17 protein-coding genes are annotated in these 16,912 nt (G+C 27.7%); 7 read left to right on the top strand and 10 right to left on the bottom strand.

The window, feature by feature from the left end; translation table 11 throughout:
* Nucleotides 1-44: 44 nt before the first annotated feature.
* The 6 genes from rny to rimO are packed head-to-tail and all read right to left on the bottom strand — an operon-like array spanning nt 45 to nt 5,642.
* On the bottom strand, nt 45-1,616 hold the full coding sequence (gene rny / locus XO10_RS06770; RefSeq protein WP_014296834.1) for a ribonuclease Y: 1,572 nt from the start codon (nt 1,614-1,616) through the stop codon (nt 45-47).
* A gap of 1 nt (nt 1,617) precedes the next feature.
* Nucleotides 1,618-2,088 (bottom strand): regulatory protein RecX, encoded by a 471-nt coding sequence (locus XO10_RS06775; protein ID WP_014296835.1) that lies wholly within the window; start codon nt 2,086-2,088, stop codon nt 1,618-1,620.
* Nucleotides 2,069-3,220 (bottom strand): recombinase RecA, encoded by a 1,152-nt coding sequence (recA, locus tag XO10_RS06780; RefSeq protein ID WP_014296836.1) that lies wholly within the window; start codon nt 3,218-3,220, stop codon nt 2,069-2,071. The genes XO10_RS06775 and recA overlap by 20 nt, the downstream gene beginning before the upstream one ends.
* Entirely contained in the window at nt 3,213-3,803 is a 591-nt protein-coding gene (thpR, locus tag XO10_RS06785; RefSeq protein ID WP_014296837.1) for an RNA 2',3'-cyclic phosphodiesterase, read from the bottom strand. Before thpR ends, recA begins: the two co-directional genes overlap by 8 nt.
* Nucleotides 3,790-4,341, bottom strand: coding sequence for a CDP-diacylglycerol--glycerol-3-phosphate 3-phosphatidyltransferase (gene pgsA, locus XO10_RS06790; RefSeq protein WP_014296838.1), 552 nt, complete (start codon nt 4,339-4,341; stop codon nt 3,790-3,792). Before pgsA ends, thpR begins: the two co-directional genes overlap by 14 nt.
* Nucleotides 4,338-5,642 (bottom strand): 30S ribosomal protein S12 methylthiotransferase RimO, encoded by a 1,305-nt coding sequence (gene rimO / locus XO10_RS06795; RefSeq protein WP_014296839.1) that lies wholly within the window; start codon nt 5,640-5,642, stop codon nt 4,338-4,340. Before rimO ends, pgsA begins: the two co-directional genes overlap by 4 nt.
* Nucleotides 5,643-5,803: 161 nt before the next feature.
* Here rimO and XO10_RS06800 point away from each other — a divergent pair, with 161 nt between their 5' ends.
* Nucleotides 5,804-8,374 (top strand): hypothetical protein, encoded by a 2,571-nt coding sequence (locus XO10_RS06800; RefSeq protein WP_175421316.1) that lies wholly within the window; start codon nt 5,804-5,806, stop codon nt 8,372-8,374.
* 32 nt (nt 8,375-8,406) lie between these two features.
* On the opposite strand, the gene XO10_RS06805 is transcribed toward XO10_RS06800, so the two are convergent.
* From XO10_RS06805 to XO10_RS06820, 4 genes are read right to left on the bottom strand one after another with little or no spacing between them, the layout of a single operon-like run.
* Nucleotides 8,407-9,474, bottom strand: coding sequence for an alanine/ornithine racemase family PLP-dependent enzyme (locus XO10_RS06805; protein ID WP_175418398.1), 1,068 nt, complete (start codon nt 9,472-9,474; stop codon nt 8,407-8,409).
* A 2-nt stretch (nt 9,475-9,476) separates the two neighbouring features.
* Nucleotides 9,477-10,424, bottom strand: a complete 948-nt coding sequence (locus XO10_RS06810; protein ID WP_014296842.1) for a cation diffusion facilitator family transporter — start codon at nt 10,422-10,424, stop codon at nt 9,477-9,479.
* On the bottom strand, nt 10,424-11,248 hold the full coding sequence (locus XO10_RS06815; protein WP_014296843.1) for a PHP domain-containing protein: 825 nt from the start codon (nt 11,246-11,248) through the stop codon (nt 10,424-10,426). Before XO10_RS06815 ends, XO10_RS06810 begins: the two co-directional genes overlap by 1 nt.
* Before the next feature lie 41 nt (nt 11,249-11,289).
* The gene (locus tag XO10_RS06820) at nt 11,290-11,514 is read right to left on the bottom strand and encodes a hypothetical protein (protein WP_014296844.1); all 225 of its coding nucleotides are present in this window, start codon (nt 11,512-11,514) and stop codon (nt 11,290-11,292) included.
* A 170-nt stretch (nt 11,515-11,684) separates the two neighbouring features.
* On the opposite strand from XO10_RS06820, the gene XO10_RS06825 reads away from it, so the two are divergent.
* Genes XO10_RS06825 through XO10_RS06850 form a run of 6 tightly spaced genes read left to right on the top strand, consistent with a single transcriptional unit; the run spans nt 11,685 to nt 16,911 of the window.
* Complete coding sequence (locus XO10_RS06825; protein ID WP_175421317.1) at nt 11,685-12,809, top strand: type II secretion system F family protein; 1,125 nt, start codon at nt 11,685-11,687, stop codon at nt 12,807-12,809.
* Nucleotides 12,810-13,220, top strand: coding sequence for a hypothetical protein (locus XO10_RS06830; protein WP_175418399.1), 411 nt, complete (start codon nt 12,810-12,812; stop codon nt 13,218-13,220).
* Nucleotides 13,214-13,732 carry a hypothetical protein gene (locus XO10_RS06835; RefSeq protein WP_014296847.1) on the top strand — a complete coding sequence of 173 codons (519 nt, stop codon included), beginning with the start codon at nt 13,214-13,216 and terminating at the stop codon, nt 13,730-13,732. The genes XO10_RS06830 and XO10_RS06835 overlap by 7 nt, the downstream gene beginning before the upstream one ends.
* A gap of 7 nt (nt 13,733-13,739) precedes the next feature.
* Complete coding sequence (locus XO10_RS06840) at nt 13,740-14,132, top strand: hypothetical protein (RefSeq protein WP_041638548.1); 393 nt, start codon at nt 13,740-13,742, stop codon at nt 14,130-14,132.
* A complete protein-coding gene (locus tag XO10_RS06845) occupies nt 14,129-14,716 on the top strand; it encodes a hypothetical protein (RefSeq protein ID WP_014296849.1) in 588 nt (195 codons plus the stop codon). The genes XO10_RS06840 and XO10_RS06845 overlap by 4 nt, the downstream gene beginning before the upstream one ends.
* Complete coding sequence (locus tag XO10_RS06850) at nt 14,713-16,911, top strand: type II secretion system protein GspD (RefSeq protein ID WP_175421318.1); 2,199 nt, start codon at nt 14,713-14,715, stop codon at nt 16,909-16,911. The genes XO10_RS06845 and XO10_RS06850 overlap by 4 nt, the downstream gene beginning before the upstream one ends.
* Nucleotide 16,912: the final 1 nt, after the last annotated feature.

A 16,912-nucleotide genomic window follows, 5' to 3' on the forward strand; every position in this document is an offset into this window, starting at 1 on the left:
ACCTCTAATCTATTAAATGGCGGCAAAAATTGCCGCCATTTAATTTATGATGCGTAGGATACGCTTCTTTTTTCTCGAATAACAGTAACTTTTATAACTCCAGGATATTCCATTGTTTCTTCGATTTTAGCTGAAATATCCCTTGCAAGTTTATCTGCAAGAGCATCATCAATTTTATCAGGTTGAACAATAACTCTTAGTTCTCTACCAGCCTGAATAGCATAAGCTTTATCCACATGTCTAAATTCTTTTGCAATTTCTTCTAGTTGTTCAATTCTTCTAATATAGTTTTCAAGTGTTTCTCTTCTTGCACCTGGTCTTGCAGCTGATACAGCGTCTGCAGCACCAACAATTACAGCTTCAGGTGTCATAGGATCAACTTCATTGTGGTGATATTGTATTGCATTAACTACTTCTAATTTTTCATTATATCTCTTTGCGATCTGGCCACCTACTATAGCATGTGACCCTTCAACTTCGTGGTCTATTGCCTTTCCAATATCGTGTAACAATGCTGCTCTTTTAGCTAATTCAACATTAAGTCCCAATTCTGCTGCCATTAATCCTGCGAAGTTTGCAACTTCAATTGAGTGTTCAAGAACATCCTGACCATAACTTGTTCTGAATTTTAATCTTCCCAAAAGTTTTACCAATTCTGGATGTAATGGTTTAATGCCAACTCTCATTACAGCTTCTTTACCAGCTTCTTTTATTATATCTTCCAATTCTTTCTTTGTTTTTTCATATACTTCTTCAATTCTTGCTGGATGAATTCTTCCATCTACAACAAGTGCTTCAAGCGTTCTTTTTGCTATTTCTCTTCTTAATGGATTAAATCCTGATATTACAACTACTTCTGGTGTATCATCAATAATTAAATCACAGCCTGTCATTTTTTCAAATGCCCTTATATTTCTACCTTCTCTACCTATAATTCTACCTTTCATATCATCGGTTGGTAATGAAACTGTAGATGTTGTAATTTCAGATGTTACATCGGAAGCGTATCTTTGAACTGCTATGCTAACTACCCACTGAGCATGTTTCTTTGCATCTTCTTCATATTCTTCTTTCATTGCCTTATATGTTTGAGCAAGTTCTAATTCATATTTTTCTTTTGCTTCATTAAGCACCTTTTCTCTTGCTTCTTCCATTGTTAAATTCGCTATTTCATATAATTTTGTTTCAAGTTCTTCCTTTAGCTTTGAGATTTCTTCTTTTTCTGAGTCTAATCTATTTTTTAATTCTTCAAGGTTTTGCTCTTTTCTGTCAATCATTTCTTCTCTTCTGATTAAACGTTCTTCCATTGATTTTAATTCTTCTTTTTCTAATTTTATTTCTCTGTTGAATTCTTCTTTCATTTTTTGAATTTCTTCTTTACTTTCAATGAGAGCTGATTTTACTATGTTGTCTGCTTCTTTTTGTGCATTTCTTATTATTTCATCTTTTTCTCTCTTAGCTATTTCAATTTCCATTTTTAACTGTTCTTTTTCAGATTTTAATTTTTCAAGAAACTCTTTATTTCCTTTTTCTAAACCTTTTGTCATACCTGTTTTATATGCTACAAATACCAAAATTACCAATATAACGATTAACGTATATAACAACGTTACCATATTATTCACCTCCATCTTCTGCCAAAACTTCTTCTATTTGATAAATTTCAAATCCTCTTTTATACAAATACTCTTTTATCTTTCTTGAATCTTTTCCCAATCTTTTTTGTTTTTTCACTATCTCACGAATTATTTCTTTCAAATTTATTTCTTCCAATACTTTTTGTAAAGCTTTATATATAATCTCTTCTTCTATATGATATTTTGAAATTAATTCCATTTTCAATAAAAATGGTCCTTTGTAATTAAAGGTGATTTTATCATATAGATAATAATATGCAAATAGCTCATCATTAATCATATCAAAGCGTTTGAGCTTTTCTATTACCTCGTCAACGGTTTCTTTATAAAAACCTGTTTCGAGCAGTCTTTTTCTTAATTCATATTCTGATCTTGCTCGATACTTTAATAAGCTAATGGCCTTTTTTTCTGCCTGCATAATATCTGTAGGATCAATCTTCTTTTTCTTCATTATTTGTAATTTCTTCTCCTTCTGCTTCTTCTAAGGTGTTAGATGGATTTTCCACTTTTTCTTTTAAATCATCTGGAATTGGTAAATCCATTTCTTTTCTTATTCGATATTCAATTTCATCAAGTAAATAGGAATTTTCTTTTAAATAATCAAGAGATTTTATTTTACCCTGTCCCAGACTAATTTCATTGCCATTTAAATCTGTATAGGAGAACCATGCTCCACTTCTTTTTACGATATCATGATTTACAGCAATGTTGAAAATATCATTGATTTTTGCTAACCCCTGGCCATAGATCATATCAACCTTTGCTTCTTTAAATGGCGGAGCCACTTTGTTTTTTACAACTTTGATGTTTACTTCGTTACCATATGCATCTTTACCTTCTCTTAATGTGGTACCTTTTCTTACTTCCATTCTTATTGTTGAATAGAATTTAAGAGCTACACCACCTGCTGTTGTTTCCGGATTTCCATAGGCTACACCAATTTTCATACGTGTCTGGTTAATAAAAATAACTATAGTTTTTGACTTATTAACGCTTCCAGCAAGTTTTCTCAATGCCTGAGACATTAATCTTGCCTGAAGCCCGACGTGTGAATCTCCCATATTACCTTCTATTTCTGCCCTTGGAACCAAAGCAGCAACAGAGTCTATAACAACAAGATCAACGATATTTGAACGAACAATGCTATCTACTATTTCAAGTGCCTGTTCTCCAAAATCTGGTTGAGAAAGAATCAAAGTGTTAGGATCAACTCCTAACTTTTTTGCATATTCAAGATCAAGAGCGTGTTCAGCATCAATAAATGCTGCTATACCGCCTCTTCTCTGAACTTCAGCAATTGAATGAAGAGCAAGGGTTGTTTTACCACTTGATTCATTACCGTATATTTCGATAATTCTTCCTCTTGGATATCCACCAACACCTAAAGCAATATCAACAGATAATACACCTGTTGGAACTATATCCAGCTTTCTTTCATCTTCCAGACCTTTTCCCAGGATCATTATAGAACCCTGACCATAATTTTTTTCTAACTCTTTAACGAGTTTATCGAGCATTTCTTCTTTATTTACGCCTTTGTTTGAACTGACACTGCTCTTTTTATTTGATGCCTTTTTAGCCATTAATAATCAAACCTCCCTCAAAATCGATGGTGTACAACCTCTTATATATGGGTCCCTTTTTGGTTAATGTTGAAGAATATATACCAACAGAACTTACTGGAACCAGAACTCTTTCTACAGGTAATACCGCTATGAGCTTTTCCCAGAATTCTGGTGCCTTTTTTATTCTACCGACTGTAAGATGTGGATGGAATTGTTCTTCACTTTCAGAAACATGAATACCTGATAATTTTAAGGATTTTATAACCTCATTGTGTAACTGTTTTAGAGTATTTCCACCGTCTACTCCCAGCCATACAACACGTGGAAAATTCCTGTTTTTAAAATATCCAACCCTATTAACTTCAAATGCAAATGTTGGAAATCCGGTTATTCTTTCTTCCATTCTTTTTGCGATTTCTGCTATTTTTGTGATATGAGTATCTCCAAGGAAATATAGGGTTAAATGAATATTTTCGGGTTTTGTCCAGTTTCCCTTAAACCCCATTCTTTCCAATCTTACAATTGTATCTCTCAATATATCCTGAATACTTTGATTTACTTCTATTGCTATAAATGTTCTGATTTTTTTATTTCTGTCCATTTTCCTCCCCCTTAAATCCTGCTATGTTTTTTACCAGATAATTATATCCCGAAAAGATGGAAAAGAAAGCTGTAATCCATATTAAAAATGTATTTATACTATTTAAAAATGAAAACTGAACGCTTAAGTATAATGAACCAATTAAGATAGTCTGAGAAAAGGTTTTTAATTTTCCCCACATATCTGCAGCCACTACAATATTTTTATTTGCCAGAAACATTCTCAATCCACTAATGAAAATATCGCGAACTATAATAATAGCCACAAACCAACCTGGAATTAAATGAATATCCAGAAAGGCTATAAACAAAGCATTTATTAATATTTTATCCGCTATCTGATCCATAAATTTTCCAAAATCACTAACAAGATTATATTTTCTCGCAATATATCCATCTAATAAATCTGTTAAAGATACTAATATATACACAAAAAAAGCTATTATATAGAGATTTTTGTCATATGTAATCATAAACATTGGAATTGTTGCTATTATTCGTATAAAGGTTAATATGTTTGGAACAGTCCAGAGATTCATACTGTAAAGCCCTCCATATCATATTCAAATGTATTGGTTATTTCAACTTCGACAAAATCTCCAATTTTTATTTCTCTGTTTGAGGATACAAATATATTTCCATCAATTTCAGGTGCATCCATATATGTTCTTCCAACATATACATTATCCTCTAATTCTTCTATTAACACTTTTAATTTCTTTCCTTCAAATTGTTCTAATTTTTCCAGTGAGATTTCTTTTTGCAATTCCATAAGTTCTTCAAGTCTTATTTCTTTTGTTTTTTCATTAACTTTTTTATCAAAGGCATATGAAGGTGTCCCTTCTTCATCATAATATGTAAAGGCTCCAAGTCTATCAAATTCCATTTCATCAACAAATTGAATTAATTTTTCAAAATCCTCATCCGTTTCACCAGGAAAACCCACTATAAATGTTGTTCTTATTATGCTATCTGAATTTTTTCTTATTTTTTGTATAATTTCTTTTAATTGTTCAACCGTTCTTATTCTTCCCATGCGTTTTAAAACATTATTTGAACCATGTTGCAAAGGAATATCAAAATAATTTACAACTTTATCCAGTTGATGTATAGTATTTATAATTTCATCATTGATGAAATCTGGATGTAAATACATAACCCTAATCCAGAAATCACCTTCTATTTCGTTAAGCGCTTTTAAAAGCTCTGGTAAAGCCTGTTTTTTATATAAATCCACACCATATAATGTATTATCCTGGGATACAAGTACTATTTCTTTTATTCCTTTACTTATGAGGAATTTTGCTTCATTTACGATATCTTCTATTTCCCTGCTTGAAGGATTCCCCTTAAAATATGGTATAGAACAAAAAGCGCATTTTCTATTACATCCATCTGCTATTTTTATATATGCATATGGTTTATCTGGAATAACTCTAAAATCACATGAATATACATCATATGGCTGTTCTAATTTAAAATAAAAATTACCTTTATCTATATTTTCAGCAATTAACGAAGGCGGAACAACACCTATAAGACCATCTACTTCTTTTAATTCTTTTTTTAAGTCTTCATAATATCTTTCAATAAGACAGCCAATAGGAATGACCTTTAAATCCGGATTTTCTTCTTTTAATGCAACAAGATTAAATATTTCATTTATAGATTCTTCTTTTGCAGGTTCTATAAATCCACATGTATCTATTATTGCTATATCCGCCTTTAGCGGATTATCTATTATTTCATATCCTCGTTTTATAAATTCTCCCTTTAAAACATCCATATCTGCCTCATTTTTGGGGCAGCCAAGTGTTAAAATATATATTTTTTTGCTCATAAAATCCTCCTAAAATTATTCTCAAATTTAATTATAACATAATTTTTTCATTACAGGAAAAGATGTTTCACAAATAAAGAAATTTTTACAATGTTACAGTTTTTTTTATTCGAAAATTTTTGTTATAATCTTAGTGAATATTTTCAATGGAGGTGGGGATATTGAAAAGATTCTTTTTTTTATTTTTTTTAATTTTTCTAACAGTTGTATCCTTTTCTATTAATTACGGAAAAATTGACCAAAATCGTTTTGTTTTGAACAATTTTAAAGACTATGCTGATAAACATTGGTGCAAAATCGCAACAAAAAACATTATATTTCATTTTGAAAAGGACAGCGAATTTGCCAGATATTCAAGAATAATAGCCAAAAGAGAACAGCAAAATCTTGATAGATTATTTGATTTTTTTAAAATTAAAAATGTGAAAAATAAAGCTAATGTATATATATTAAAGGATTTTGAAATGCGAAATATAATGGATATTGGAGGATTAAACAGCGGTGGCAATACCATTTATACTACCAGCTGGGCTTTACGTCATGAATTAATACATTTTGTTGAAGCACAATTTGAATATGAAAAATATAAAGAGGAATATAAAAAGGATAAAATACATTCTGAAATACTCGTTGAGTCAATTCCTCAATATTTTACCACAGAATATAATACTGCATATTTAAAATTTATTTTTAAATACGGAAAAAAACTTGATTTTGATAATCCAGACAAAATATTAAAAGAACTGGAAAAAAACGATAATATATATAGATATGGTTCTTCATTTTTTGAGTATATGTTGCAGCATTATACAATCGATGAAATAAAAAGCCTTTACATAAATTACTTTACGAATATTGAAGATATTTCTGGAAAAAACTTTGATGAATTAATAGGCGATTGGCTTAAATGGGTTAAAAATTATTCTGGAAATTCATTTAATGGTATATATGCCGCAAATTATTTTTATTATTTATATTATGAAAATTATATTATAGGAAATATTCAGCTTCAAAATATATATAATCTTAAGGGGGAAATTGGTTTAAATTATAATAATCAAATAGTTGGAAGAATAAATAATTCTATTGCAGTATATGATCTTTTTAATAAAAGGTATTCTCTTTATAACGGAAGATTTTTATCCTATATTGATAATAATTATGTTATAACCTATAATTATTTGGCAGATTATATAATTATAAATATATATAATAAAAACACCGGTCTTTTAATTCATAAAATACCTTTAGAAGTTGATAAACCTGCGCTTATTAAAGGAGATATTTTAGATAATATATTTGTGTTTTCAACTGGATATGAAATATATAAGTACAACTTAAATACAGGAAAACTACAGAAAATAATAGATAATATAAATACCGATGTTGTAAAAAGAATTGGAAATAAATTACTCCTTGGAAATGAAGACGGAACGGTATCTATTTTTGAAAACAATAAAATTACAAAAAGTATTAAAATCTCAGACTGGTTTATAAAGCATATAATTCCTGCAGAAAATTATATTATAGTAACCTCCGGATTTAATAAAATAACCATTTTAGATAAAAACACTTTGAAAATAGTAAAAGAACTATTTTTAGAAAATGATTATCTCAGCCAGATTTCAAATAACAAAAATTATCTGTATGTATTATATCTTTCCGGTAAAATACTGAAAATAGATTTAAATACATTTAAAACTGTTAATATTATGCATGTTGGAAGGATTGCATATCCTGAAATAGGATACCTTACAAAAAATCTATTTGCAAAAAATATCGATGGATATTTAAGGTTTTATGCTCTGGACTATACAATACCTGAAAATAAAGAATTATACAGAAAAATTCGTAGCTTAAAGGACTATCCAGATTATATCGAAAACGAAAAATTACTTTTTAAAACAGAAAATAATATAAATAATTACTGGAAAATAGGAGATTATGAAATAATAGAAAATGAATTTTGTGAAGTATCAATAAAAAAAGATGGAAATGAAATCTTAAATATAGAATTATTTGATTACCTTTCAAATTTAAAAATAATAAAGGATATTTTATTTATTTCATGTAATGACGGTGAAGTTAGACTATATAACTTAAAAAATGGCAAAGAACTATTTGAAGACCAGAAATTGCAATTATCTGCAGACTTTGATGGTGATTATATCTATTATGGAAATAAAAACAGAGAAATAGTAAAATATGACTATAAAAATAAAAAAATAGTTGAAAAATACTATGGAAATTGGGGATTGATTTCGGAAATCAAAAGAACACCTGACAATAAAACCATGATTTCATATTATTCAAAAGACAAATTTAAAAGATTCACAACCTCGCCATCAAACAGGATTATAATTCATTATAACGATAAACCAGAATATGATAGAACAATTGTAATTCGTTATCCAGTAAAAACAATAATTCCATACTCCAGCGATAAACTTCTTGTTGAAGATACAAAATTTAATTTATATATATATAATATTTTCACAGGCAATATGGAGAAAATAATATCTCATTCACTTAGAAAGATTATTTCGCTGGATATATATAATGGAAGGATAATATTTACAGATGGAAAGTTTATATTAATAAAGGATATAAATACAAATGAAACTATAGCGAAGTATATTACTGATTATGAACATATAACCTTTGTAAAATGGATTTCTAATACCACATTTATTTACGGAAGCGATAATAAAATATATAGCTACTCTTTTTAATTAAACCCCCGGTTAAATACCCGGGGGTTTAATTATTTATGGATTATTTTTTCAACATATTTACCTGTCATTACTTTTAAAAGACATCCATAACTCATTCTGAATTTTATAGTGTCTCCAAGCTTATATTCTTTTTCAGAATCAGTTACATCTACGATGGTATGGTCGCTACTTGCGTGCAATACTTCTAATTTTTCATCTAAAGGAATAAGTCCATCTGCGATAATATCCTGTTCACCTATAGCCAGAATGGCTTTTTTTCTTATTCCTTTATCTTCAAATTCTGGTTTTCTTCCAAAAGCATCAAAACCTATTTCTCCAACAGGTACTGAAGGTTTATCCTTTAATTCTATAATTTGTGCTTCTAAAATCATTGTATCAACATTGTTTCCTGGTACAATTCTATTATTTGTTACATCGGTTCCGCATATAATAGATTCGCCAAGTCTGAAATGATTAATTCCTTCAGGCAATAGATTTTTCTCTACAAGCGGTAATGCTGCAGTATTTCCACCGGACACTATTTCAATTTTTATGTTTAATTTTTCCTCAATCTCTTTTTTTATGTTCAATAATGTTGTCATATTTTCTTTTGAAGGTAAAACTCCACCAAAACATCCAAGGTTTGTTCCTATACCTTTGAGTTTTATATTTTTAAAATCTTTGACTTTAGATATTTCTTCTACGGCATTTTCATACCATACGCCTTCTCTTAAATCACCAACATCAACCATATAGATTATATCCTGTATTTTTCCAGCTTTTTCAGCTGCAACATTTATCCATTTTACTGTTTCTATTTCAGAAACAAGTGTAACGTCAACATATTTAACCAACAGTTCTATTTCGTCTTTCATAGGAATTCTTAAGAGCATATATTCTGCATCAATACCGGCATTTTTCATATCAATTATATTTTGTATTCTTGAATCCCCAATTGATTTAACGCCAGCTTCTATTAAAGCATTTGCTACATCAATATTTCCGGCGGTAACTTTTGTAACAGCAGTAAATGAAATTCCTCTTTCTTCAAAAATTTTTTTGATGTTTAGAGCATTTTCCTTTATTTTTTCAGGATAAATATGAACTACAGGATACACAATTATTCCCCCTTCATGTGTTTTATATTATCTATTGATAATCCAAAACATTCCTTTTCGGCATTGCCATATGGTTCTACGTGAATTATTATATCTTTAATAGCAGGATTTTTTTCTTTTATTCTTTTTTCCAATTCTGCACATATTTCATTTGCTTCTTTTACTGTCATTTCCGGTGGCAATTCAATATGCATATCAACAAAATATCTATGACCAAATTTTCTTGCCCTTATTTTATGAGGATTTTGTGCTTTGGCTGTTTTGCATGAACAGTTTGCGACGAGTTCATATAATTCTTTTAGTTCAGGGGAACTTTCCATTAATTCACTTGATGATTCCATAAACTGTTCAAATCCTGTTTTTAAAATCATTAAAGATACAAAAATAGCTAATACGGAATCAATCCACCATAATCCTGTGAAGTATAGAACTAATATTCCTATTAAAACAGAAGAAGAAGTAAAAACATCATTTCTCATATTTAAAGCATCTGCAATTGTTGCGTTGCTATTTATTTTTTTTCCTATATATAATCTATATTTGTACAGGGAGTACTTTACCACTACGGAAATAGCAGAAATAATAACTACAAAAAGCAGATTATCTATATTTGCATCATGATTTATTAAACGTTTTATGGAATTTGTAAATACTTCTATACCCGCATACATTATTATAAGAGATACAATTTTTGTGGCTATTGTTTCCGCACGTTCATGTCCATATGGATGTTCAATATCCGGTGGTTTATTGGAGATTTTTCCTGCGATTAATGTCATAACAGAGGTTAATATATCTGTTGCTGTGTCAAGACCATCGGCTAATATAGCCATACTATTGGTAAAGAATCCAATACCTATTTTGAGTATTGCAAGTAATGCGTTTGCAATTATGGAAACTATAGATGATATGGTTGATAATCTTTCTCTTTCTTTGTAATTCAAATTCATCACCCTTTTAATACATCTATAGATTTTTTTAGGTATTCATCTTCCACGCTCATTCCAAGGTCAATTTCAGGTTTGTTTTCTCCGTGGAAATCACTTCCTGCTGTTATCATTAATCCTGTTTTTAAAGCAATATCCTTGAAAATTTCAATTTCTTTTCTTGTATGTTTGGAATAATAAACTTCAATACCCCATAATCCAAAAGGTTTTAAATAGTATATTAAATCTATAAGTTTCGATGGAGATAATTTTAAATACTTTGGATGAGCAATTACAGGATAACCCCCAGCCTGTTTTATTAAAGAAACAGCTTCTTCTGGTTGTAATTTTTGTTTTGGAATATATGCAAGTTTTCCGTCTCCAAGATATTTATCAAAAGCTTCTTCTCTATCTTTGACATATCCTTTTTTTAACAGAACACGTGCAAAATGTGGTCGACCAATAACATCTCCCTGAGCTTCTTCGGCAACTTCATCTAAGGTTATTTCAAAACCAAGTTCTTTGAGTCGTTCTATCATTAAATTATTTCTATTTTTTCTATAATCCTGAATTCTATTAAGTGTGGATATTAATTTTTCGTTATTTATGTCAATGCCATATCCCAAAAGATCAAACATATTTTTAAATTTGCAACTGATTTCTACGCCAGTAATATAATTTACATCATATTTTTTTGCAAATTCAATAGCTTCTTTTTGTGCATCTATATTATCGTGGTCTGTTATAGAATATAATTCTAAATTTTTTTCTTTAGCCAATAATATTAGATCTTCTGGTTTGTATGTTCCGTCTGAATATGTTGAATGTGAATGTAAGTCTAAAAGCATTTTTTCCCTCCAATAACTAATGCGGGCATTAAAGCCCGCATTTAAGCTAAAATATCCAGATTTTTTCCCTGATACATATCACCGATTATCCTTACTAATTTTCGGGTTAAACCATCCTGTTGATAAACTATAGCGTTTAATAGATTATCAAAGTCCTGGCTGGTTTTTTGAGCCATTTGCTGATTAGCTGCAGATGATGCAGCATTTCTGGTATTGATTTGAGGTGTATATTGATATGAGCCAACTCCCGATACACCATTAATCATCTTTATCACCTTCTTTGTTTTCAGGGTCCATTATATATATCGTATAAAAAAATCGGGGCTTTACAGAATAATTCTACCATATTTATCCTTTTATGTCAAAGCTTTTTAAATTGTACATGATTATGATATAATTTTTTTCGGATTGTTTAAAGGGATAGGGGGTATAGTCTATGAAACTCTTTTATTTCGAAGGCGAAGAATATTCCAGAGAAATAAAAGGATATGTATTTGGAAAAAATGAAACAGATGCACTTAAAAGGGTTAATAAAAGTATTTTAATAAAGAAATTCGAATTTGTGAAAAGAATAAAATTTAAGAAGTTATCTCAAAAAGAACATCTTACCTTTATAAAATCTTTAAAAGCATTACTGGCAACCAATATTACATTTTTTGATGCTGTAGATTTAATGAGAAAAAATACAGGGATTACATATCAATTAAAGGTTGCACTTGATTTTATTGTAAATAATTTAATAGCTGGTAATACATATGTGGAAAGTTTACGTTCCGCATATTTTTTTGATTATGAATTAAGGGTATCGCTTTCTGGTGTTTCAGATGAAAAAGAAATGATTAAAATGCTTGAAAGGCTTGAGAATATATATCAAAATAGAATTAATAATTATAAAGAATTTAAAAATATAATTGCTTACCCTTTGTTATTGTTTTCTGCAATAATATCCCTTCTTTTCTTTCTTCAATTTTATATATCCCCTATTTTTTCAAAAACATTTAATGTAAAATTTAATTTTCTTTTCTCCTGGGGGATAATATTATTGTTTTCAATTATTGCTATAGCCGTAGCTGTTCTATTAAAGTATAGAAGAAAATTTGATAAAATAATATATAAAATCCCCTTTTTAGGTAATTTATATATGAAGTTTTATTTGCTGGAATTTATTGAGAATACATTAATTTTTATAGAAAGTGGGGATACTTTATATTCAGCATTTGAAAAGAGTTCGGAAATTGCAACATCTAAAAAAGTAGCGGAAGAAATAAATGAGATGCTTTTGAAAATAAAAAATGGAAAAGATTTATCCGATGCATTTAAAGACAGCTCTTTTGGTGAATTAATATATGCACTATCTTTATCAAATGATATTGGAAATATGAAAAAGCCATTGGAGATAATGGAAACCCATCTTAATCTGGAAATAGGTACTTATGTTCAAAAATTAAAAAAGATATTTGAACCAATTTTAATATCAATATTGTCCGTTATAATTTTAGAAATTGTATATACCTTTTATAATGGGATGTTTAATGCTATTAATATGTTTGAGGGGATATAGATGAAGTCAAAAAAAGGATTTATACTTTTTGAAGTGATTGTTGTACTGTTAATAGAAAGTATTTTAATATTAGTTGCTCCTATAATTATAAAACATACATTTTTTGAAGACATAAAAAAGAGAATAGATTTTGTGTATATGATGGATACTTTTGTGCAGGCAAAGTATCATTCTATAGATTTTAAAAAGAAGAATTCAAGGGTTATAGTAGCAGGTAAAATATATTTTATTGGTAATATATTTCTTCAGCTTCCATACACCCAGTATAAAAATTATGCTCATGTATATCAATTTTTTAATTTAATGATGCAGGGGCCTGGAGGAACTATATATATAAACGATAATGTATATTTAAGATTTTCAATACTTCCTGTAACTTCGGCCTTTTCATGGGGAGGGATAAAGTGGTAAAAAAGTATTATTATAACAATAAATATCTTTTTAAAGAAAAGATAAAAGAGAAATCTTTTTTTGGAGAAAAGAGAATAAATATTGTTCATAATTACGGAATTATAAAAAAATTCAGTGATAAAGATGAATTAAACATGTATATTATAAATAATGCAAGAGATTACGAGAGTTCAAAGGAAAAGGTTGGTGTTATAGATTTAGGAGAAAATATGTATTATTTATATTTGAAAAAATCTATGTTTAAATACAGATTTTCAATTAAATATGATTACTATATACCAATAAATTTATTATTATGGAAACACCTTTCTAATAATGATTTTTCAAAATATAAAACAATAGTATTTGAAATTCAGGAAAGAAAAATTCTTTATTATAGAGAAAAAGAGTTTTTTGAGTATGGAATATATATAAATAATGTGTCAGAAGATATTTATTGTGTAAATCTGGATTGTGAAAAAATAAAAAAAATAATATTAGAAGGTGATTTTAAAAATGTTGTGGGGGTTTGAATCTCGATTGAGAAAATATTTAAATATATTTTCCTATGTGATATTATCAATTTCAATAATATTTATGGGATTTTCTATATATTACTACAATAATAAAATTTATGAAATTAAACTCAATTATATTGATAATAGAGAAAAGATGTTTCAGGAATACAAAAAAAGAATAGAATTAGCCAGAAAGACTAATGAAGAATTTTTTAATTTTTTAAAATTTCTTGAGAAACTTGAAACTGAAGTTCGTATATTATCTCTGAAATATTCTGCTAATACAACACTGGAAGCGACAATAGCAGTATCTATTAAAGATTCGGTTGAAATAGTGGCACCATTTGAAATTGAAGAAAAGGGAGATATAGATCTGGTATACAAGCAATATAAAATACTGGAGTTGAGAAAATGATATATAGATACGCTCTTTCAATAATAATTATTATAATTTCTTTGTTTATTATGAATAAAACACAGGTAAATATCCCGAAAAAAAGCGTGGAAATTCCTCAGTATAAGATAGCATGTTCTGAAAACCCGATAATAAAAAAAAATCTATCCTCAATTGAAATATCCAGTATAATATCTAAATTGGAAAATGAAAACGGAGTAATAATAGACAAATTATTTTTGAGAAAAAAAGATATTTTTGATAATAGTTATGATATATATATTGAAAGACAAATTCCTGAAAATGTTAAAGTTATAAATATTCAGTTAGAGAAACAAAATAAGTATAAAAATTTTTTTCAAGGGATAGATTTTGATGTAGATGAACTCTGGAAAGAAAAAAATTTTTTACCTGAATCTGAAATATTAAAATTTGCAGGTGTTGTAGAAAATGAAGGTAATTTGATAGGATATGTATATATAGGAAATCAATTAATAAAATTGAAAAATGGAGAAATAAAAAACGATAAACGGGTTATAAAAATATTTAAAGATGGTATATTGTTATATGACAATAACAAAAAAAGATTTGAGGTGTTGAGATGAAAAAATTATACATACCATTTATTCTTTTTTTGATGATGTATATAAATTTATTTTCATATAAAATAATTATTGATCAAGTGGAAAATACAACAATTATTAAAATTACCAATATTTTAACATCTCTTGAGATGTTTAACAGAGAAAATATATATAAATGCATATTTTCAGATAATATAAAATTTGAAGATAAAACTATGGAGATTTATCATGGGCCTGTAAAAAAAATTCATACATATAATAATATTATTGAATTTGAAACGATATTTCCTGTTAATAAGGGAGATATAAAAATCAATAAACTGGATAATAAAAATTTGGAAATAATTGTAAAAGGATTTGGTGAAATAGGAGATAAAGATTATTATTTTAAAAAGATATTGATAAAGGATATTCTTGAAATGGTATTGGATGAAGTAAAGTTGAATAGGTATTATATAGATCCAGTTCCAGAAAAGTATATTTCTTTAACACTGAAAAAGTTTTATCCAGAAGATATTTTCAGAATATTAATTCAAAAAAGCGGATTAAAGTATTTTTATATAGATGAAAATAACATACTTTTTTCAAAGTTAAATATTGAAAAAACAGCTTTTCCAATAATTGTTCGCGAAAATAATGCGAATACCAAAAAGGAAGAGTATATTTATAGCTTAATAGAATCTAACATACCTGATTTTTTGGGATTAATCAGGTTTATGGGAATAAAAGGAATTAAAGTAAATGAAAATGTATATCTTATATACGCAACAAACGAAAAAACAGAACAGATAAAAAAAATAAATCATGCAATAGAAGTGATATATCCTGAAAAGAATGGAGAGATACATTTAAAAAAAGTTGAAAAAAATGGAGAAAACTCCGCAAAAATGCAGAAATCAGACGAAATATATAAAGTTGATATAATAAAAAGCAATTATGATTTGAGAAAATTAGAAGCTTTTTTTGATGTGGAAATTTCGCAAATTGCAACAACATTATATCTGGTTAAAGGGGAAAAAATAGAAAAACTTAAAGAAATACTGAAAAAAATAGAAAATATTAATATTAATTATAATAATAAAAAAAGTAATAATATAAATAATAAAAATAACATTAAAATTGAAATAATAGAGTCAAAATTAGATTTATTACCTTTTAATAAAATTTTTAAAGATACTATAATTCAAAAGATAGAAAAAAATTATATAATAAGAGGGAAAGAAGAAGATATAGGCATTATAAAAGATTATATAGAAAAATTCGAAAATGAAGAAGAGATTTCCGATGAATCAGATGAAGCGACAGATGTAAAAGCAGATATTTCATTACTGAAACAGGATATAATTAATAAAAATAAAGAAAAAAATGAAACAATTTCTCTGTATAAAATTATTGAAAAATTTGCAAAAGAAAAAAATTACAGTTTGATAAATAATGATGATTTAAAAGCTATTTCGGTGTATAATTATAATGTAGATTATTCAAATAAAAAAAATATTGAATATCTTTTAAATGAATATAATTATATATTGGAAGATAAAGAAGGGATTTTGATAATAAAAAGCAAAATCCCAGAGGTTATATCAATAGAAATATCTATAATCGATTCTTCGATTTTAGAAGAAACAATAAGGAAAATAGAGAACAGGTTTAATTCTAAAGATATAGTGGCATCTTTAAATAATGGAATAATTACACCACAGTTATATGCTGAAATTATTGAGGCGGTATTTGATGTAAAAAACATTAACTCAAAATCAAATTCGCAACTATTATCTAAACCCAAAATAATAGTAAAATCTGGAAGTAAAGCTATGTTTAAATCTGTTTATAGAGTACCTATAGTAAATGAGTCTTCTATACAGTATATAGAAAGTGGATTGTTTCTTGAAATAGAACCGAGATATAATAAATATCAGGATTTAATAGATTTAGATTTATCTTTAAAAGTCAGTGAACCGGAAAAATCTTCAATATCTAAATATAATGCGGAAACATCACGCGAATTAAAAACAAAGATGTTAATAAAAAATGGTTATGTTGGAGTTATTGGTGGATTAAAATTATTAAAAAAGGAAAAATTAAATACCGGAGTCCCGTTTTTAAAAGATATCCCTTTTTTGGGCGAATTGTTTAAAACAACAGAAGAGAGAAATCGAGAATATAATTTGACATTGTTTATTTGGCCAAAACTAACAGGATATGGAGGCGAATAAA

This window comes from Marinitoga sp. 1135 (assembly GCF_013363245.1).
In the GTDB taxonomy this organism is placed as follows: Bacteria; Thermotogota; Thermotogae; order Petrotogales; family Petrotogaceae; genus Marinitoga; species Marinitoga piezophila.